The organism is Robertmurraya korlensis NBRC 107688 (assembly GCF_001591645.1).
In the GTDB taxonomy this organism is placed as follows: domain Bacteria; phylum Bacillota; class Bacilli; order Bacillales; family Cytobacillaceae; genus Robertmurraya_A.
Window position 1 is genome coordinate 17,564 of the sequence record NZ_BCVH01000015.1, and the last position, 20,105, is coordinate 37,668.

A 20,105-nucleotide genomic window follows, 5' to 3' on the forward strand; every position below is an offset into this window, starting at 1 on the left:
GACTATTGCTTTGGCACCTCAATCATAATGGCATCTCCTTGCCCTCCACCTGAGCAAATGGCTGCTACACCAATTCCACCGCCACGTCTTTTTAGCTCATGCATTAAAGTTATAATGATTCTAGCTCCGCTTGCACCGATTGGGTGACCAATTGCTACCGCTCCGCCATTCACATTGACTTTTTCATGATCAAGTCCAGCAATCTCTGCACTCGCCAAGGCAACCGCAGCAAATGCTTCATTAATTTCAAACAGGTCAATCTCCTCGACTGATTTGCCTGTTTTCTTTAATAGCTCATTAATGACGATTCCTGGCGTTTTCGGGAAATCCTTCGCTTCTACCGCAACAGCTGCTTGCCCAATAATGTACGCTTCAGGCGTTCTTCCTTCACGCGCTGCTCTTTCCTCGCTCATTAGAACCAATGCAGCGGCTCCATCATTTACTCCAGGTGCGTTTCCTGCTGTGATTGTTCCATCTGAGTTAAACACGGGAGCAAGCTTTGACAGCTTTTCATAGGACGTATCTTTTCTCGGTGACTCATCAGCCGTCACTACGTGTGGTTCCCCTTTACGCTGAGGAACTTGAACAGCAACAATTTCTTCGGCCAAGACACCAGATTCTATTGCTTGAACGGTACGCTGATGGCTTCTAAGTGCCCATTGATCCTGCTCCTCACGGGATAGTTCCATTTCCTTTGCGACACCATTTCCGTACGTCCCCATATGAACACCCGTAAACGTACAAGTTAGTCCGTCATACACCATTAAATCCTTCACCGTTGAATCACCCATCCGTAATCCCCAACGAGCTTTTGGAAGAAAGTAAGGTGCATTACTCATCGACTCCATTCCTCCAGCAACGATGACTTCTTCATCACCTAGACGAATGATTTGATCTCCTAATGTCACACTTCGCATGCCAGAAGCACAAACTTTATTGATCGTTTCTGTTTTTACATTCCATGGAAGCCCTGCTTTCTGAGCTGCTTGTCGTGATGGAATCTGACCCTGCCCCCCTTGCAGAACCGTTCCAAAAATCACCTCATCCACTTTTTCCGCCTCAACCCCTGCGCGACCAAGCGCTTCCTTGATGACGATCCCCCCTAAATCAGATGCTGTAAATGAGCTTAAGCTTCCGCCCATTTTCCCAAAAGGTGTACGAACTCCACTTAAAATAACTGTTTTCCCCATGTTACTCTCCCCTTTTTTCGTATTCATTTGTTTGGATTTGTTTTCTTGTTGTAGTTTTCGTTTCTGTGATGACTGAACGCTCGCTCAGTATGTGTCGTGGAAAAAAGGAGACTTTCAAATATCTCCTTTGAAGTAAATATATTTTGTAAGCGCTTTACTAACTTCTTCTATTTTACTATCAAAATAGTTAGAATAGAAATAATTTACATAAAATTTATGCAAATTATTTCTACCCATATTACGACACTTTTTGCGTGTCTCCTATTACTGCCTTTTCTAATAGCTCTGCCACGTCATATGTTGATACCGTTTCTTCCACTTCCTTTGCCTTCGTTCCATCTGAAAGCATCGTTAAGCAATAAGGACAACCGGACGAGATGACAGATGGTTTTACGGCTAGAGCTTGCTCGGTTCTGGCTACATTGATGCGATGACCTGTTTCTTCTTCCATCCACATCAGTCCACCACCAGCTCCACAGCACATTCCTGTATCTCTGTTACGGGCCATTTCTACGAGTGTGACACCTGGAATGGCTTTTAATATATCGCGAGGCGCATCATACACCTCATTGTAGCGTCCTAAATAACAAGAATCGTGGAACGTGATCGTTTCGTTCACTTCAAACTTAGGCTTCAGTCTTCCATCTTTCACAAGCTCAGCAAGCAGTTCTGTATGATGGTACACATCTGCTGTTAATCCGAAATCAGGATACTCATTTTTGAATGTATTATAAGCATGTGGATCGATTGTCACGATTTTCTTCACTTCGTTCTTTTCAAACTCCTCAATATTTTTCGTCGCAAGCTCTTGGAACACGAACTCATTTCCTAAACGTCTTGCGGTATCACCCGAATTCTTTTCCTTGCTTCCTAAAATCGCAAACTTCACCCCTGCTTCATTTAAGAGCTTTGCAAAGGACAGAGCAATTTTTTGGCTACGGTTGTCGTAAGAGCCCATGGAACCCACCCAGAACAAATACTCAAACTCTTCGCCTGACTTTTTCATTTCTTTTACCGTTGGGATGAGAACATCCTCTCTCTCCACCCGCCAGTTCTCTCGCTCTTTCCGGTTAAGTCCCCATGGATTTCCTTGACGTTCGATGTTTTGCATCGCTCTTTGTGCATCGGCATCCATCTTTCCTTCTGTCAGAACAAGATATCGACGAAGATCGATAATTTTATCCACATGCTCATTCATAACCGGACATTGGTCTTCACAGTTTCGGCATGTCGTACAAGCCCAAATTTCTTCTTCCGAAATCACATCTCCAATCAAGCTTGGACTGTAGGCTAGGCTTGCTGCTGACTCATGAACTCCTTTCCCAGAAGCCGCTAAAGCGATTTGATTTCCTTTTGTGTTAGAAAAAGCAAAGGTCGGTACCCATGGCTGTTTTTGTGTAATCGCTGCCCCATGATTCGTTAAATGATCGCGCATTTTTACAATCAAGTCCATTGGCGACAGCATCTTTCCGGTTCCTGTCGCTGGACACATATTTGTACAGCGTCCACACTCTACACATGCATATAAGTCAATCAGTTGATGCTGAGTGAAATCCTCAATTTTTCCAACACCGAATGTTTCTTGTGTTTCGTCTTCAAAATCAATCTTTGTTAATTTCCCCGGCTGTTCTAAACGGTTAAAATACACATTGGCTGGACCCGCAATCAAGTGCGCATGCTTTGACTGCGGAACATATACGAGGAACGCTAGTAAAAACAACAGATGAATCCACCAAGCCACATAGAAAATGACAATTGAAGCTGTTTCTCCTACCCATGAAAAGGCCACACTTACTAAAGAGGCAATTGGCTCTGTCCATGAAGCTTCATGAGCATGCCATATTAAGCCCATTCCATTTCCAACAAGAACGGAAAGCATTAATCCACCGATAAAAATTAACACGAGTCCCGATTTAAAATTCCGTTTCAATCGAACTAATTTTTCCACATAGCGACGATGAAATGCCCAAAAAACAGCAACTAAAATCATTAGAGTGACAATTTCCTGAAAAAAGGTGAATCCTGGATACAATGGACCCAGTGGCAGGTGAGCACCTGGAACAAGCCCCTTGATAATAAAGTCAATCGCACCAAATTGAACGAGAATAAAGCCGTAGAAAAACATCACATGTATGATTCCGCTTTTCTTGTCCTTTAACAGCTTTTTTTGCCCGAATACATTGACCCAAATCTTTTGGAGTCTTTCTTTCACTCGAGAGTCAAACTCCACTTTTTTCCCGAGCCTTATGTACTCAAGTCTTGTTCTAACTACATAAACAAAAAGACTAATTGCGTAAGCGGTTACAATTAGAAAAGCAATCAAGTTGATCCAAAGCATGGCGTTCATCTTTTCTACCCCTTTCTGTCTTACTAGAGCTCCCCTTCAAGCAGCATAGGTTTGTGTGAAAATGTGTAATTTTCTGAATTGTATATACCCCTATTATATAATGAATGAGCATTCAGTCAATATTTTTTTATCATCCTTTTCTGTCTTTCATAGAAAGAGCTCTTACAGGAGATACTACAGCATACACTCACTCCCTAACCAATGGGATATTCTCAGAAGGGAGAAATTTGATGAAGGTTATAGGATTTATACTACTCACCATTCTCATCATCCTATTTCTATTGTATGTTGACTTTCGGCTCGGAAGAAGACATCATTTATCTTCTATCCATAGAAAAACTTATCCGATAAGGCAAAGTCATATCGACGTATTTACAAGAGGAGATGCACTCTTCACTGATTTATTTTCCGAAGTCGAGCAAGCCACCAAGCATATACATGTTCTTTTTTATATTTTAAAAGACGATCCCTATGGCCGTAGGTTTCTGCATATTTTAAAAACGAAAGCATTAGAAGGAGTGGAGGTACGGCTTCTCGTCGATTGGGTAGGGAGCTTTGGTGTTCCACGCAGGATTATTCGTGAACTGAAAAAAGCAGGCGTTCATTTTGCTTATAGCCATAAGCCGAAATTTCCTTATCTCTTTTACCGTTTACAGGTTCGAAATCACCGAAAAATCACGGTTATTGATGGAAAGCTCGGCTATATTGGGGGCTATAATATTGGGAAGGAATATATCAATGAAGATCCAAAGCTTACTCCTTGGCGTGATTATCACCTGAAGATTAAGGGGGAAGGGGTTCATGATCTCCAACGTGAGTTTTTAAGGGACTGGGAAGAGGATACACAGGAACATCTACTCAAAATTCCCACTTATTTTCCTGAGCCTGTAACAGGCCCCATTCGGCACCAGTTGATCCCATCTGAAGGGTTTTATCTTGAGGAGACTTTCTCTGGGTTGCTTCGTAGCGCTGAAACATCGATTATGATAGGATCTCCATATTTTATTCCAAGTAAACGAATCCTTCGTGACTTGTTAGAAGCACTGGATCGAGGTGTGGAGGTGAACATCCTCGTTCCCAAAAATCCAGATCACTCATTTGTAAAAGAAGCCTCGTTCCCCTATTTGCGTAAGCTTTTAGCTAAGGGTGCCAATGTTTACGATTATAAAAAAGGCTTTTACCATGCTAAAATCTTGATGATTGATGATCGAATATGTGATTCAGGAACAGCAAACTTTGATAAACGAAGCTTCTTCTTAAATCATGAAATTAACTGCTATATGTTCGATCCAACCATCATCTCAAAAATGAAAAGTATTTATGATACGGATATAAAGGATTCAACCAAAGTGTCCCTACAAGATCTAACGCATTTAAGCCTCAAGCAAAAAATATTGGAATGGGTTGCCCGACCTATTTCTTATTTTCTGTAGATAGGAGTTTATATGACGATGAGAATTCGCCTCGGCTATGTATCGACTGCCCTTTCTCTTTGGGAGGCATCACCGGCAAGAGCCTTGACCTTTACTCGGTATAAGCAGTTATCAGCTTCCGAACGCGAGGAAAAACTCATGGCGGTTACTGGTGAGAATATTTTTAATACGTTACGAATGGTTTCCTACAATATTGCTCATGGCATTCAAGTGTATCGCCTGTCAAGCTCCATTGCCCCTCTTTCTACCCATCCAGAGGTGAACTGGGATTTTATCACACCCTTTCGTAAGGAGTGGCAGGAGCTAGGTGAATTAATTCGAAGACATAAGATGCGTGTAAGCTTTCATCCTAACCAGTACACATTATTTACCTCTCCGCGTGAAGAAGTAACAAAAAACGCCATTATTGATATGGATTATCATTACAGAATGCTTGAAGCAATGGGAGTGGAAAAAGAGGGGGTTCTCAATATTCATGTCGGAGGAGCCTATGGGGATAAAGTCCAGTCACTAGAGCGATTTCATAAAAATATTCAATCCCTCCCCTCTCATATTAAAGAGGTGACGACTTTAGAGAATGATGATAAAACATATACAACAGAGGAGACACTCTCCGTTTGTCAAAAAGAAGGCATACGTCTAGTCTTTGATTATCATCATCATATGGCCAACCTGAGTGAAGAACCTTTAGACACCCTGCTTCCAAAGGTATTTCGAACCTGGGAGGGCCGCTCATTAAAGCCCAAAATCCATGTCTCTTCTCCGAAGTCGGAAAAAATGTATCGCGCTCACGCTGATTTTGTAGATTTGGATTTTGTCATGCCCTTACTTTCGCTTCTTCGTTCGATGAATGCGGACGTCGACTTCATGGTTGAGGCAAAGGCAAAGGATATGGCCTGTTTAAAGCTCGTGGAGGACATTAGCCGTATTCGGGGTGTTAAACGAGTGGGCGGTGCGGAAATTGAATGGAAATGACCTATCTTTAGAAGATAGGTCATTTTCATGCGATGATTATTTTCCGAAGCTTTGCAGCCATGGAGATACTTGCTCAAACACTTTAAAGCCTAAGTAAATACCAACAATCCCGGTAATCCCCGCTAAAGCTGGTGGAGCCGGAATTGGTAGACGAAAGAGTGCAAAGAGAAACCCAACGAAAAAACCAGTTACTAATGAAAGTAGGACAAGCTTCATATAACCCCTCCAAAAATCATCCGTATACGTTTAAGCATTCCCCACAATGCACGTTTATACTTCGATTTTTGCTCTTCTTGATTGCTCAATAATCTCAGAAATCTTATTTGTTGCCTCCAAGATTGAATCGCTGCAAACAAAAATTTCTGGATTCTCATAATCCCCTACTTTATTACCATATCGTGGATCATAGTAATGCTCCATCAATAGTTTAATGAGCGGCATATAATTTTTTTCTTCCACACAACTTAGTAGTTCATTTTGGATATCGACTGATTTCATTCTTTTAATAATCATCTTTAAAGCAAGATCGACACGCTCGTGAAAAGCATCTGAATGTTCGTAAGGCTTTACGTACTGCTCATAAATACGTTCCATTCGTTTTTCAACGGAGGAATAGACCGTGATATGAAGTCCCTTCAGTTTTTTCTCTGTTAGCTCTGGGGGCTGTACTGCATGTCCAATTCGTTTGCTCTCACCTTCCATTATGAAATAAGGAGAGCCTTTGATCTTTTTCAAATCCTCAAAAAGAAGAGCATCAAACATTTTTTGATTATGTGGAGGTTCCCCACCTATAGAGCCAAAAACTGATCCCTTATGGTTTGCGTACTTCTCTAAATCAAGCACTGGATACCCAGCATTTTTCAAATGCTGAAGGATCTCTGTTTTCCCTGTTCCCGTCATTCCTGTAATGACGACGGATTCAGCAGGTATTAGATCGGAGATATGCTCTATTACATGCTCACGATAAGCGCGATAGCCGCCCTCGATCCTTCTAACATGAATTCCGGCGAGTGTGGCAAACGTTGCAACGGATTGGCTTCTCATTCCACCTCTCCAGCAGTACACCATTGGCTCACTACCAGATTCCTCAATCTCCTGAATTTGCGCAAGCATATCAGGAATTTTCGGACTAACAATCTCCATGGCCTTCCATTTGGCTTCCTTTTGCCCTTCTTGCTTATAAATGGTTCCAATCAATGCCCGCTCTTCATTTGTAAAAAGAGGAATATTGATCGAACCGGGAATATGACTATCAGCGAATTCACCCGGTGACCGTACATCAATCGTCGTATAGCGTTGTTTATTTTCTAAAAACTTTTCAACTGAGCAGTCTCTAATCATGTCTTCCTCCACCTTTAGGTTTCAAAAGAGGCTTCCAATCCGGAAGCCTCATGCTTGTTACATTTTTTCAGGAGCGGAAACTCCGATTAATTTAAGTGCATTTTTTAACGTCGTTTGCACGGCTTTAATTAATGAAAGACGTGCCTTTGTACGCTCTGTATTTTCTGCATCCAATACTTTTTCCGCATTGTAAAAGCTGTGGAAGGTTGAAGCAAGCTCATAAATATAGTTAGTCACTCGGTGTGGCATGCGCTTCTCGGCCGCCTCTGCCACCGCTAAAGGAAACTCACCAAGCATTTTAAGCACTTCAATTTCCTTCTCAGCACCAATTAATGAGAAATCGGCATTCGTATCATACGTGAACCCATTTTCTTCCCCTTGGCGAAGGATGCTGCAAATACGAGCATGTGCATATTGAGCATAGTATACTGGGTTTTCATTTGATTGTGATACCGCTAGATCAAGATCAAAGTCCATATGCGTGTCCGCACTTCTCATGGCAAAGAAGTAACGAGTTGCATCTAGACCTACCTCTTCCACTAGATCACGCATGGTAACAGCTTTCCCGGTACGCTTACTCATTTTCATTTTTTCGCCGTTTTTGTATAGGTGAACCAACTGGATGATTTCAACCTCTAGTACATCTTTTCCATATCCTAACGCTTCGATGGCAGCCTTCATTCTAGGAATATATCCGTGGTGATCAGCACCCCAAATATTAATCAGCTTTTCAAAGCCACGATCAAGCTTATTTTTATGGTAAGCGATGTCTGGTGTTAAGTATGTGTAAGAACCATCCTGCTTAATAAGCACACGGTCTTTGTCATCTCCTAAATCCGTTGAGCGGAACCAAGTCGCACCATCTTCTTCATAAATATAACCATTTTCACGAAGCTTATTTAATGCCACGTCAATTTTCCCATCGCCATAAAGAGAGGTTTCTGAATACCAAACATCAAATGGCACACGGAAGTCCTCAAGATCCTGCTTCAGCTTGGCCATTTCCTCTTTTAACCCGTAGCTACGGAAGAAGTCAAAGCGCTCTTTCTCATCAGCATTTACGAACTTGTCGCCATACTCTTCAGCCAATCGCTTCCCGATTCCAATGATATCTTCCCCGTGGTATCCATCAGCTGGCATTTCTTTTTCCATCCCAAGCGCTTGGAAGTAACGAGCTTCTACTGATAGGGCAAGATTATTGATTTGGTTTCCTGCATCGTTAATGTAATATTCACGGGACACATCATACCCAGCTTTTGCTAGCACATTACAAAGAGAGTCACCAACGGCCGCTCCACGAGCATGTCCAAGGTGAAGATCACCAGTTGGGTTTGCTGAAACAAACTCCACCTGCACTTTTTGTCCATTTCCAACCGTCGTTTCCCCGTACTTTTCACCTGCAGTAAGAATTGTAGGAATTAAGTCAGTTAAGTAACTATTGTTCATGTAAAAATTGATAAATCCAGGACCGGCAATATCAATTTTTTCAATGGATGCCTTTGATTGGTCAAAGTTTGACACAAGTGCCTCCGCAATGGCACGCGGTGCTTTCTTTGCTATTCTTGCAAGCTGCATCGCCATATTGGTAGAGTAGTCCCCATTAGCTTTATCCTTTGGCGTTTCTAGGATCACATCTGGAATCTGCTCGGCTGTCGCTAACTCCGCTTTAATAACAGCTGCTTTAATTTCCTCTTTAAGCTTTACCTGTACCTGTTCAACGATATTCAACGTTTTTCCTCCTCAAACACGATTTGCAATTTGTATGTACCTGCTTTTGAGCCTTGTATTGAAAGGTCGTATAACACTTCTATACTTCCCTTACTTTCGTTACTGTTCCATCTATGCTGAAGTTCCTTTGTATCTGTAATCATCTGCAGTTCTCCAAACGGAGTCGTATAGGTGCCGCGATGCTTCTTTCTTTCTTCTAAAAGCATTCGCATCTTAATGGAGCCACTTCTCATGAGAAGAATCTCATTATCGGTAAGCTTCATCGTCGTTTTCATTGGTCCCTCTTCCGTACTTTCCTCGTACTGAAGATAGGTGCTTGTATTCTTTACATAGTATCGACCAAAAGTTGTGAGTTCAAAAGTTTCCTTTTCCCCACCATTTTCAATGAACGTATGTACCTTAATTTTCACGGGAATTTGATCCGCTGGACTGTTCGACAACGGCCATACACTTCCTTTTATTAAATGCTTGTTCTATAACTTAATAATTATAAAGATTTTGAAGGGGGAGTGCAAGGTAAGTTTAAGACAGGGTGAGTTGCTCCTTATTTTAACCCTACAAAAAACACCCGCCAATTCAGGCGGGTGCTCTAACTCGTACTTATTTTACCCATCCAAGAATCATTTCGCGGATGAGTTTGCTTGCTGTGTTTGCTGTTTGTTCTGAGTGGTCGTAAATTGGGGCTACTTCTACTAGGTCTGCTCCAACCACATTTACTTCTGAGCGAGCAATTTCGTGGATAGATGCTAGAAGTTCTCTAGATGTAATTCCACCTGCATCAACGGTACCTGTTCCCGGCGCATGTGCTGGGTCCAACACGTCGATATCAATCGTTACATAGACAGGACGACCCGCTAGCGATGGCAATACTTTTTTCAATGGTTCAAGCACTTCAAACGGTGAAATATGCATGCCCACTTCCTTCGCCCACTGGAATTCTTCCTTCATCCCACTGCGGATTCCAAATGAATAGACATTCTGTGGTCCAATTAAGTCGGCCACTTTACGAATCGGTGTGGAGTGAGATAGTGGCTCTCCCTCATAATTCTCACGAAGATCCGTGTGTGCATCCATATGTATAATCGCTAAATCAGGATACTTTTTGTACATAGCCTTAAAAACAGGCCAAGAAACTAAATGTTCTCCACCCATTCCAAGTGGGAACTTCCCTTCATCTAAAACCTTGTCAACAAACTCTTCGATCATATCTAAGCTACGTTGTGGATTTCCGAATGGAAGTGGAATATCACCCGCATCATAGTATTTCACATCTTCAAGCTCGCGGTCTAAGTACAAGCTGTATTCCTCTAAACCAATGGAAACTTCGCGAATTCGCGCTGGACCAAAACGAGATCCCGGACGGTAACTTACTGTCCAGTCCATTGGCATTCCGTACAATACAGCCTTACTTTCTTCAAAGCTTGGATGGCTTTTAATAAACACTTTACCTGAATATGCCTCATCAAAACGCATAAGTAGATCCTCCTTAAAATAAATGAATTTATTAAAAGGGTCCGGTCCGTTTCACCTCGAGGCGGAAACTGCCCTTCCCACAAACTTAATTCATCACATTAAAAAACGGAGGAAGCTCCCTCCGTCTTATTTATTATTAGCCTTCGATTAAATCTTTAACAAACTTCGGTAGCACGAATGCTGCTTTATGAAGTTCTTTTGTATAATACTTCGTATCAATGTCATGGAAGCGCTCTTCAGCCACTTCAAGTGGATCATGCTTCTTCGATCCTAATGTGAATGCCCACATTCCACTTGGATAGGTTGGGATGTTCGCAATGTAAAGACGTGTAATCGGGAAGATTTCCTTTACGTCTTTTTGCACAGAAGAGATTAAGTCTGCTTTGAACCAAGGGTTATCTGATTGAGCAACGAAGATTCCGTCTTCTTTTAACGCCTTAGATATCCCTGCATAAAAGCCTTTTGTAAATAGGTTTACTGCTGGACCCACTGGCTCAGTTGAGTCTACCATGATTACATCATAAACATTCTCAGCAGTAGCGATGTGCATGAAGCCGTCATCCACTTTTACTTCTACACGTGGATCATCAAGCTGACCTGCGATTTCTGGAAGATACTTTTTAGAGTACTCAATAACTTTTCCATCGATTTCAACAAGAGTAGCCTTTTTCACGCTTGGGTGCTTAAGCACTTCACGAATCACTCCACCGTCTCCGCCGCCAACAACTAGTACGTTTTCTGGATTTGGATGTGTGAATAATGGTATATGAGCAACCATTTCGTGGTATACGAACTCATCTTTAATTGATGTCATAACCATGTCATCTAATAGAAGCATATTGCCCCATTCTTCTGTTTCCACCATATCTAATTTTTGAAAGTCCGTTTGTTCCGTATGTAATGTACGTTTTACCTTCATTGTAATACCAAAATTCTCAGTTTGCTTTTCCGTAAACCAAAGTCCCATTTATGCCACCCTTCCTTATTTGAAAAATCTATCGGTTTCAATACAGTATTTCCTGTATTGTTATTCTTCCCCAAAAAAACTCAAACATGAGGAAAAGTATAGATGAATCTAGCAAAATTGCAAGAAAAAAATTCTTTTTTTAATAGATAAGTGTTTAAAAAGGCCTCTTTCTTTTCATACTAGTAAGAAAGATGGGAAAACAGGAAAAATCTATCTGAAGGTGAGGTGTCATCCTTGGAGGTTATTACGGATCAGCGGTTTAAAAGAACGATGAAATACATACGTGCCTTTCTCATACTAGGATCGATCGGTCTTGGCTTACTTGTATTGGTAGTGACCGGTGTTCTTATATACGCCAAGGTACAAGGACCTCCTCCACTTGCTGTCCCTCAATCGAGTCTCTATTACTCAGATGATGGAAAGGTAATCGGAGAAAGCAATAATGGAGAGAAGCGATATTGGGTAGGAATTAATGAGATCTCTCCGCATTTAATTGAAGCTACTGTCGCGATTGAGGATCGTTCCTTTTACGAGCATAATGGCTTTGATTTTAAACGAATTGCCGGAGCTGCCCTTGCTGATATTAAGGCAATGGCCAAGGTTCAAGGGGCAAGCACGATTAGCCAGCAGTATGCCCGAAATTTGTTTCTAGAGCATGAAAAAACGTGGAAGCGAAAGCTACTCGAAGCACTGTACACGATTCGAATTGAAATGAACTATACGAAAAATGAGATTCTTGAAGGCTACTTAAACACCATTTACTATGGAAAAGGGGCCTATGGCATTCAAGCAGCCAGTCAGTATTATTTAGGCAAGGACGCTGCTGACTTGACTCTAGGTGAAGCATCCATGCTAGCAGGTATCCCTAAGGGTCCAAGCTATTATTCGCCTCTTATTTCTGAGGAAAATGCAAAGGAACGCCAGAAAATCATCTTGGATTCCATGGTGAAAAATAAATATATTACCGCAGCTGATGCAAATACAGCGATTAATGAGAAACTAGCTTTTATCGGAGAACACTCCCATGCCGTGATAGAAATTGCCCCTTATTTTCAGGATGCCGTCAAGCAATCATTAAAAAATGATTTAGGCTTGGATGACCGGACGATTGAGCTTGGTGGTTTGCGTGTATACACAACGCTTGATACAGAGCAGCAGGAATTAGCGGAGAAAAATGTTTCTACTCACATGGCTAAGGAATCTGAATTGCAGGTAGCACTTGTGTCCATGAATCCGAAGAACGGTTATGTAAAAGCCATGGTCGGCGGAAGAGATTATGTGGAGAGTCCTTTTAACCGGGCGGTACAGGCCGTTCGTCAACCGGGTTCTACCGTTAAGCCGTTTCTATACTATGCGGCCATTACCCAAGGGTTCACACCCGCATCATTGGTGAGAAGTGAAATGACGACCTTCCGTTTTGACGATGGTCGAGCTGAATACACTCCTCATAATTTTAATAATCGGTATGCGGGAAAAGAAATTACGATGGCACAAGCATTGGCTCTTTCCGATAATGTGTATGCCGTAAAGACACACTTATTTTTAGGAGAAGAGACACTCGTTAAAACAGCTAAGCAATTTGGAATTACGACCCCTATGGAAAGTGTACCCTCCCTTGCCCTCGGTACAAGCGGAGTGAAGGTCATTGATATGGCTAATGCCTACAGCTTATTTGCTAACGGTGGAAAAAAAGTAAAGCCGGTTCTTATTAAGCGAGTGGAGAACCACCGTGGAGAAGTTATTTACGAGTTCGAAAAGGAAAACGAGCGAGTGCTAAAAGCGGATGCTGCTTTTGTTATGACCCATATGATGACAGGCATGTTTGATAAAAAGCTTGATGGGTACTCCAATGTTACCGGAAGCTCGATGGTTAATGATATGACAAGGATTTATGCTGGGAAGTCTGGTTCCACTGATTCCGATAGCTGGATGGTCGGTTTCTCTCCTCAGCTAGTAACTGCCGTATGGACAGGTTATGACCAAGGGAATCCAATAGAAATAGTCGCTGAGAAATCATACGCGAAAAACATTTGGGTTAACTATATGGAGGACGCATTGGCTAATGAGCCAATCAAAAACTTCAAAGCCCCTAAAGGGACAGTGGGAGTATACATCGACCCCGAAAGCGGCCTATTAGCGACCGATGACTGCCCTGTCAAACGACTCACTTATTTTATAGCAGGAACAGAACCAACGAAGCACTGCATCAACCATCTAGAACATGATGCAAAAAAGCCAACCGAAAAGAAAAAAGAAGAAAAGAAAGAAAAAAAGACGTGGTATAAGAAGATTTTTGATTGGAGCTAACACGATTACTATCTAAATATACGAAAAAGCCCCGAGTCACATGTACTCGGGGCTTTTTCTGTCCTAGTGCTATAGCGTGTTATCGCTGTTTAAAGTTTACTTTTTTTAGCGGAAAACGGCAAGTATTTCCTGACAATTTGTTAAAAAAACCTTTTTGGAATAATATCCCTTACCCTTGAAGATCAGCCTTTAATTTCTCTTCTGATCGTTCCCACATACCAACATCATGATTTTTCAAAAATTCAGCTAGGATTCCTTTTGAGCGACTATCCATATGATCAACAATGATATGTCGTTTAATTGACTTATCCATGCGGTTCACATGCTCAGGTAATGACTTATATCCGCGTCGAATCTCACGGTCTACGGTCATTTCACAAGCTGTAACACCCGCGTAATACGGACCTTCCTGCTTACGGTCGATTGTCACCCACACCAGCCAGTACGGCTTTGCGTTTGGTACTTCTTCTTTCGTCTTTAAAAACTTAATTCCCTTTTCAACGACACTTCTCGCATGCATCGCACCGACATCAATGACCGCATCGCCGGCTTCCACATCAATAATAACCGGAGATACATTATCAAGGGTAAGAGCGCCCACACCAAATCCCCCATGTCCCTCGGTTGGGTCGCTTTTGATGATATTAAAGCCAATATTTTTCTTCTTTTTTTCTTCCATAAAATAAAACGCCTCCTATAAAAATAACTGATAAAAGAACTGATCTAAAGTAGAAATAATAGATGGAACCACCTTGTGATACAGAGGGTTAATTGTATATTGATCAAGCGGGGTAATCACTAAAATTAGGAAAATTAATGCCCCATACTGCTCGTACTGTGTCATCTTTGCCCGTACCTTCACCGGCACGAGATCCTCAATGATTCGATATCCATCTAGCGGCGGGAATGGCAACAGGTTAAATACAAATAAAGCAACATTTAAGGATAAAAATAACTGTAGGAAATCAAATATGTAATAAGGAATCGTTTCTACAGCTCCAACAGCCACCAATCCATACAGTAACACAAAGCCAAGTACCGATAGCAGCAAATTGCTGACCGGTCCTGCTACGGATACAAGGATACCTGCTAAACGAGGATTTTTAAAGAAAAAGCGATTGACTGGGACGGGTCTTGCCCAACCGAATCCAATGATAAAAATTAACAATGTTCCAAATGGGTCTAAGTGCTTCATCGGATTTAGAGTTAGTCTACCCTGATTCTTTGCCGTATGATCACCGAACTTATAGGCCACCCATGCGTGCGCAAACTCATGAACAGAAAATGCAATAATAAGCGTAATGATCACGTATGGAATTGTTTCTAAATCAAAAGCTAAAAACCTAGATAATTGATCCAACACCACAACTCCTTTTCGAAGACTCTATTTAGCCAAATTATACATGAAATACAGGATAAATGGAAAATCAAGTATTCCTTTATCACGTTTGGAACATTATGATTATGTATGAAGAACTTACATATTTCTCGAGGAGGCTATCACTATGCCATACGTAACTGTAAAAATGCTAGAAGGCCGTACAGATGACCAAAAGAAAGCTCTTGTGGAAAAAGTAACAGCTGCCGTTGTTGAAACAACTGGAGCACCTGCTGAGAAAGTCGTTGTTTTCATAGATGAAATGACAAAAAACAATTATGGAATTGCTGGAAAAAGGCTGTCTGACGAATAAAATTAGTGTCTAGATGTCGCTTGGCACGCATTCAATTCACTGGTATTCCTAATGGAATAAAGGCTTATGATATCAAAAGAGGCTTGGACATAAAAAGTCCAAGCCTCTCTTTTATACAGGGACTACCTTCCCCTTTAGTGATTCAATATACTCGTATGCCTGCTGTATTTCTTCTTCTGTATATTTTTGTTTACTTTTTAGAGTAAAGATTTTTTCCTTTACTTCCTCTACTTCTAACTCGTCAAAGAAAAGTACGGTTGAAACGAGCTCTAGAAATCTAGCATTCTGGCTATTCATGTCCGTTAAACAATCCTCTAGAGCCGGAAGTTCCACTAGGTTCATATTCAAGAATTCCATTCCCTCATCTGTTAGGGAATAACGGTACTGCATATAGCCGCCTTTTTTCTCTTTTACCTCGTTAAGAAAGCCCATATTGCATAGCTCTTCAACACGAAGGGTCAGTTCCTCGGAGTAAGGTCCATAAAAGTGAAACTGAAACCTCTCTTGGAAAGGAAAATCTACTTTTTTCGCTATATAAATCATCTTTTGCAGTTTTTTCCGACCAACAATTTCCCCTGCCGCTGCAAAAGCTTGCATTATCTTGGCATGATCCTTTAACAATGAGACCCTCTCCTACTTCTATATATTTATATCAAGCACCTATATCTCATAGGTCTAGTAAATTTCGAATTTGTTTTTTAATATTCTTTTTTGACGAATCGTCCTTTAAAAGATCCGCAGGGAAATATAGTTTATGATCCGTTCTTCTTTTCCCTGAAATGGCATCTACGATTTGAGATTCCCTTGAAAGTTCTCTTACTTCCCCATTTTTCATAAGCAATTGAATCGGTAGTCGCTCTTCTTCCTCACCCGGGCGATAAAAATCGTATGGTAAGTCAGACGATGAGTCGACAACTAAATAGTATTCTGGGTCGAGACCAGCCTTTGTAAATAAAGTAGAAAGCTCACTTAGCTTCTTATATTCTTTTGCTGGGTCAAACTCCACATATTTAAACAAATTACGATCCATAAATCGGATACACAGGTCCCGCAAAATGGCATCCTCTTCCTCTTCCCACATCTGGAAATAGTAGAGAATGACTGCCTCATCTAGTTTCAAGTAATCATGAAGGGTGATGTTTTCGTCAAATACGGAGTAGAAATGAATCGGCTCGTACGAAAACTGGTAGCCTTTTTTATATAGATGCTTTGCTCGGTGGAGAATCTTTGTCAAAATGACCTCTGCACTACGAGTCACGGGATGGAAGTATACCTGCCAATACATTTGGTATCGACTCATTATGTAGTCTTCCACAGCATGCATACCGCTCTGCTTAATAACCACCTGATCTTCCTTTGGTCGCATTACACGTAGAATGCGTTCCATATCAAAATGCCCATAGCTCACACCTGTAAAATACGCATCCCTTTGTAAGTAATCCATGCGATCCGCGTCAATTTGACTCGAGATCAAGCTTATCACCAGCTTATTGGGTGACGTTTTGGCAATGACCTCAGCGACCATTTTCGGAAAGTCCTTACTTACTTTTGTTAGAACGGCATTTACTTGTGTATCACCTAAAATAATTTTTTGTGTAAAAGCTTCGTGGTCCAGGTCAAATACTTTTTCAAACGAATGCGAAAAGGGTCCATGTCCAAGATCGTGAAGGAGTGCAGCACAAAGTGAAAGCAAACGTTGCTCACTGTTCCATTCTGGTCTCCCATCAAACACATCATCGATAATGCGACGGATGATTTCATAGACTCCGAGCGAATGGTTAAAACGGCTATGCTCTGCCCCGTGAAATGTAAGATATGTCGTTCCAAGCTGCTTCACACGACGAAGACGTTGGAATTCCTTCGTACCAATCAAATCCCAAATCACACGGTCTCTCACATGTACATAACGATGAACGGGATCTTTAAATACCTTTTCCTCCACTAGCTTTTCCTGTGAATATGCCACTGTAGAATCCCTCTTCCTATCTATCTTTAAACTATTATAACTTGATTCATTCTACAATTCACCTTAAAAAAGGAAAAATTCTACAAAATTTCGACAAAATTAGAAAGCTACATTCAACCTTTTTCTCCCCTACACGGGTAGTAACATGTCGGTTGGAACGCACTCTCTTCGCTGTTATTTCTATCGAAATAACGGCTCGTTCATGCATCTCAACCGACCATTTTATCAAAGAAAAAACCACCTATCATTCGTACTATAGGTGATTTTATTTTTTCAGCTTCTTATTAATTTTATCCATTAATTCTTCTTCTGTTAGTGCTGCAAGGGGACGATTATTCACAAATGCGAATGTTTTCTTTCTCCCTGGTCCGCAGTATGATTGACAGCCAATTTCAATTGTTGCCTCAGGATCCATGTCCTTTAAGCGAGGAATCAATGTTTTTAAATTTACGGCCTGACAATCGTCACACACACGAAATTCATTTGCCATTATTACAACCCTTTCTTCGGTGCAAACTAAGCCAAGTAAACTCTATTTAATAATCTAAACGGTATTTTACCGTTTCTTTTCTCCTAATGCAAGCTGTAATCCTTAGCCGAATATCCATAAAAAACCTGTCTATCTAGTGAAATCTTAATTACTTTTAAAGATTGTAATGTTTACAAACATTGTTATTTTCGTAAAAGCCCTAAGATACGGCCTTTTACACTATATATTAAGACAGCACTACTTATCTCGTATCCCAAGCTCTTTTCTAGCTGATATAAGGAGTATTTATCAAAAAATGAGTATAGTATCTTATTACTTTGCATTGAATAACGACACTTTTGAAAAGAAGCATTAAAAAAATCTACTATCCTTGCAATCAATTGGTATAAAACCGGCAACATGTGGTCATGCTTTAACTAAGAACATGAAAATGTATAAGGTTAGGGAGTTGAGTAGAATGAAAGTTAGACAAGACGCGTGGACAGATGAAAATGATTTATTACTAGCTGAAACCGTTTTACGACATGTTAGGGAAGGAAGCACACAGCTAAATGCATTTGAAGAGGTTGGGGACAAGCTTAATCGTACCTCTGCAGCATGTGGTTTCCGTTGGAATGCGGTCGTAAGACATCGGTATGAAAAAGCGTTACAATTAGCGAAAAAGCAAAGAAAGCAGCGTCAAAGAATACTAGGAAAAGATCAAGGTGGGAAAAAGAAACTATTATACTCTCCACCCGTTCCAACAATGGAAGAGGTTGGTTCAATCGCATCAGCTGAAGTGGAAGCCTATGAAGTTCCAAACTTCTCTGAAGAAATAGCCATTGAGCCTGCAGCAATGCCAGCAACTGTCACACAGGTATCCTTGCCAAGCCCTCAAGCTTCGCAAATCCAAGCGCCAAGGGAAATGAATATGGAGACAGTCATCTCGTATTTACGATCACTAGGTGGATCCAACATCCAAGTGGATATTTTAAAAAGTGAGAATGAGAGGCTTAAGCGTGAAATTGCTTCACTGAAAAGACGCAATGAAGAGCTAGAAGGAAAGATCGAGCATCTGGAACAAAACACGGAAATCATCCAAGAAGATTACGAGACATTAATGAAAATCATGAATCGTGCTCGGAAACTAGTCGTATTAGAGGAAGATGAAGAACGCCCAGCAACGAAATTCAAGATGGACCGAAATGGAAATCTAGAAAAGATTGCTGAATAAATATATAGATAAGTATGGGAGAGAAGGCAATAATATCTCTTGCAGTTAAAAAAGCCGCACCTAAATTAGGTATGGCTTTTTGTTATTACTTTATTCACTTGCCTCTGCTAAAAACTTATCGTTCCGCTCCACTACTCTTACCACATATGAATCAAGCAACTTCAGTTCGTCATCCGTCAACTCCCCAGCCTGGAGATAAACAGCCTTTTTCTTCAAGGTTAGCAAGAGCCTTAGCATCACATCTTGAACGGTGAGAGACACCCCGAATAACTCAGACAAGGATGCCATGACCGATGGCTCAATTTTCGGATAAGAAAATTTTGTCTCCTGATTGTTGACAGCTCTTTCGTAAAATTCTTGAATGACTCTCGCACGTTCACTCCCGCTGCCCGTCACACATAGGTAGATTTGAACCGCCACTCCACCGCGCAGACGTCGCTGTGAAATTCCGGCAAACTTTTTCCCATCAATGCTTAAATCATAGCTTCCCGGACAATAGGAACCTACGATTTCTCTTGCCTCAATGGATTGGCCAAAATCAGCAAACATCTCCTGAACAAGCTCCCACATTGCATCGTATCCACGGTTGATATCGATTCCCTTCTCCTGTTCCGGAAGAATAATTGATAGATTTAGAACCCCTTCGTCTAGTACGACGGCTAATCCACCGGAATTTCGAACAATATACTCGTAGTTTTGGTCTATCAAATACTCTAGTCCATCTTTTATAAAAGGCAATCTAGTATCTTGAATACCAAGTACAATTGTATCCGCGTGAACCCACGCTCGGACGGTTGCAGGTGCTCCCTTTGTGCCGATCGAGGCACAGAGCGTATCATCATACCCAAACGAATGAAGCGCACTCATATGAAGTCCCGTACTTGATTGATCAATAATTCTCCATGTAGGCTGGTTTAATAGCTTTTGCGCTTCTTCCACGTTTCGTCACCTCTTGTTTTCTTGCCTTTATTTTACCATAGAAAA

Annotated in this window: 19 protein-coding genes; 5 read left to right on the plus strand and 14 right to left on the minus strand. The window is 41.2% G+C overall.

The features are described 5' to 3' along the window. Positions 1-2 precede the first annotated feature (2 nt). A complete protein-coding gene (locus BKO01S_RS17145) occupies positions 3-1,190 on the minus strand; it encodes an acetyl-CoA C-acetyltransferase (protein ID WP_066056892.1) in 1,188 nt (395 codons plus the stop codon). A gap of 238 nt (positions 1,191-1,428) precedes the next feature. After that, entirely contained in the window at positions 1,429-3,537 is a 2,109-nt protein-coding gene (locus BKO01S_RS17150; RefSeq protein WP_066056895.1) for a (Fe-S)-binding protein, read from the minus strand. Positions 3,538-3,767: 230 nt separating this feature from the next. Here BKO01S_RS17150 and cls point away from each other — a divergent pair, with 230 nt between their 5' ends. Both cls and uvsE read left to right on the plus strand, forming a co-directional pair. After that, the gene (gene cls, locus BKO01S_RS17155; protein ID WP_066056898.1) at positions 3,768-4,970 is read left to right on the plus strand and encodes a cardiolipin synthase; all 1,203 of its coding nucleotides are present in this window, start codon (positions 3,768-3,770) and stop codon (positions 4,968-4,970) included. A gap of 18 nt (positions 4,971-4,988) precedes the next feature. After that, positions 4,989-5,945, plus strand: coding sequence for a UV DNA damage repair endonuclease UvsE (uvsE, locus tag BKO01S_RS17160; RefSeq protein ID WP_066057119.1), 957 nt, complete (start codon positions 4,989-4,991; stop codon positions 5,943-5,945). A 36-nt stretch (positions 5,946-5,981) separates the two neighbouring features. Here the strand turns inward: uvsE and BKO01S_RS17165 are convergent, their stop codons facing one another. From BKO01S_RS17165 to speE, 6 genes are all read right to left on the minus strand, one after another. Continuing rightward, a complete protein-coding gene (locus BKO01S_RS17165) occupies positions 5,982-6,161 on the minus strand; it encodes a XapX domain-containing protein (protein WP_066056901.1) in 180 nt (59 codons plus the stop codon). A 54-nt stretch (positions 6,162-6,215) separates the two neighbouring features. After that, positions 6,216-7,286, minus strand: coding sequence for a tRNA 2-selenouridine(34) synthase MnmH (gene mnmH, locus BKO01S_RS17170; protein WP_157077408.1), 1,071 nt, complete (start codon positions 7,284-7,286; stop codon positions 6,216-6,218). A gap of 57 nt (positions 7,287-7,343) precedes the next feature. Beyond that, on the minus strand, positions 7,344-9,014 hold the full coding sequence (gene argS / locus BKO01S_RS17175) for an arginine--tRNA ligase (RefSeq protein ID WP_066056904.1): 1,671 nt from the start codon (positions 9,012-9,014) through the stop codon (positions 7,344-7,346). Beyond that, entirely contained in the window at positions 9,011-9,454 is a 444-nt protein-coding gene (locus BKO01S_RS17180) for a YwiB family protein (protein WP_066056907.1), read from the minus strand. The genes argS and BKO01S_RS17180 overlap by 4 nt, the downstream gene beginning before the upstream one ends. A 160-nt stretch (positions 9,455-9,614) precedes the next feature. Then, entirely contained in the window at positions 9,615-10,487 is an 873-nt protein-coding gene (gene speB / locus BKO01S_RS17185; protein WP_066056910.1) for an agmatinase, read from the minus strand. A gap of 136 nt (positions 10,488-10,623) precedes the next feature. Next, positions 10,624-11,454: a polyamine aminopropyltransferase gene (speE, locus tag BKO01S_RS17190; RefSeq protein ID WP_066056913.1), complete on the minus strand. Its 831-nt coding sequence runs from the start codon at positions 11,452-11,454 to the stop codon at positions 10,624-10,626. A 234-nt stretch (positions 11,455-11,688) separates the two neighbouring features. Here speE and BKO01S_RS17195 point away from each other — a divergent pair, with 234 nt between their 5' ends. Next, positions 11,689-13,761 carry a transglycosylase domain-containing protein gene (locus BKO01S_RS17195; RefSeq protein WP_066056916.1) on the plus strand — a complete coding sequence of 691 codons (2,073 nt, stop codon included), beginning with the start codon at positions 11,689-11,691 and terminating at the stop codon, positions 13,759-13,761. A gap of 169 nt (positions 13,762-13,930) precedes the next feature. Here the strand turns inward: BKO01S_RS17195 and BKO01S_RS17200 are convergent, their stop codons facing one another. Both BKO01S_RS17200 and BKO01S_RS17205 read right to left on the minus strand, forming a co-directional pair. Continuing rightward, positions 13,931-14,440 carry a YwhD family protein gene (locus tag BKO01S_RS17200; RefSeq protein WP_066056919.1) on the minus strand — a complete coding sequence of 170 codons (510 nt, stop codon included), beginning with the start codon at positions 14,438-14,440 and terminating at the stop codon, positions 13,931-13,933. Positions 14,441-14,455: 15 nt separating this feature from the next. Beyond that, positions 14,456-15,121: a site-2 protease family protein gene (locus tag BKO01S_RS17205; RefSeq protein WP_066056922.1), complete on the minus strand. Its 666-nt coding sequence runs from the start codon at positions 15,119-15,121 to the stop codon at positions 14,456-14,458. A 145-nt stretch (positions 15,122-15,266) separates the two neighbouring features. On the opposite strand from BKO01S_RS17205, the gene thmT reads away from it, so the two are divergent. Beyond that, positions 15,267-15,452 carry a 2-hydroxymuconate tautomerase gene (thmT, locus tag BKO01S_RS17210; RefSeq protein WP_066056926.1) on the plus strand — a complete coding sequence of 62 codons (186 nt, stop codon included), beginning with the start codon at positions 15,267-15,269 and terminating at the stop codon, positions 15,450-15,452. A 111-nt stretch (positions 15,453-15,563) separates the two neighbouring features. On the opposite strand, the gene BKO01S_RS17215 is transcribed toward thmT, so the two are convergent. From BKO01S_RS17215 to BKO01S_RS17225, 3 genes are all read right to left on the minus strand, one after another. Continuing rightward, the gene (locus BKO01S_RS17215) at positions 15,564-16,073 is read right to left on the minus strand and encodes a YwgA family protein (RefSeq protein ID WP_066056929.1); all 510 of its coding nucleotides are present in this window, start codon (positions 16,071-16,073) and stop codon (positions 15,564-15,566) included. A gap of 46 nt (positions 16,074-16,119) precedes the next feature. Next, positions 16,120-17,418, minus strand: coding sequence for an HD domain-containing protein (locus BKO01S_RS17220; protein WP_066056933.1), 1,299 nt, complete (start codon positions 17,416-17,418; stop codon positions 16,120-16,122). Positions 17,419-17,683: 265 nt separating this feature from the next. Further along, a complete protein-coding gene (locus BKO01S_RS17225; RefSeq protein ID WP_066056936.1) occupies positions 17,684-17,908 on the minus strand; it encodes a YuzB family protein in 225 nt (74 codons plus the stop codon). A gap of 457 nt (positions 17,909-18,365) precedes the next feature. On the opposite strand from BKO01S_RS17225, the gene BKO01S_RS17230 reads away from it, so the two are divergent. Further along, on the plus strand, positions 18,366-19,121 hold the full coding sequence (locus tag BKO01S_RS17230) for an RsfA family transcriptional regulator (protein WP_066056939.1): 756 nt from the start codon (positions 18,366-18,368) through the stop codon (positions 19,119-19,121). A gap of 90 nt (positions 19,122-19,211) precedes the next feature. Here BKO01S_RS17230 and lipL read toward each other — a convergent pair whose 3' ends face one another. Further along, positions 19,212-20,060 (minus strand): octanoyl-[GcvH]:protein N-octanoyltransferase, encoded by an 849-nt coding sequence (lipL, locus tag BKO01S_RS17235; protein ID WP_066056942.1) that lies wholly within the window; start codon positions 20,058-20,060, stop codon positions 19,212-19,214. Positions 20,061-20,105 lie beyond the last annotated feature (45 nt).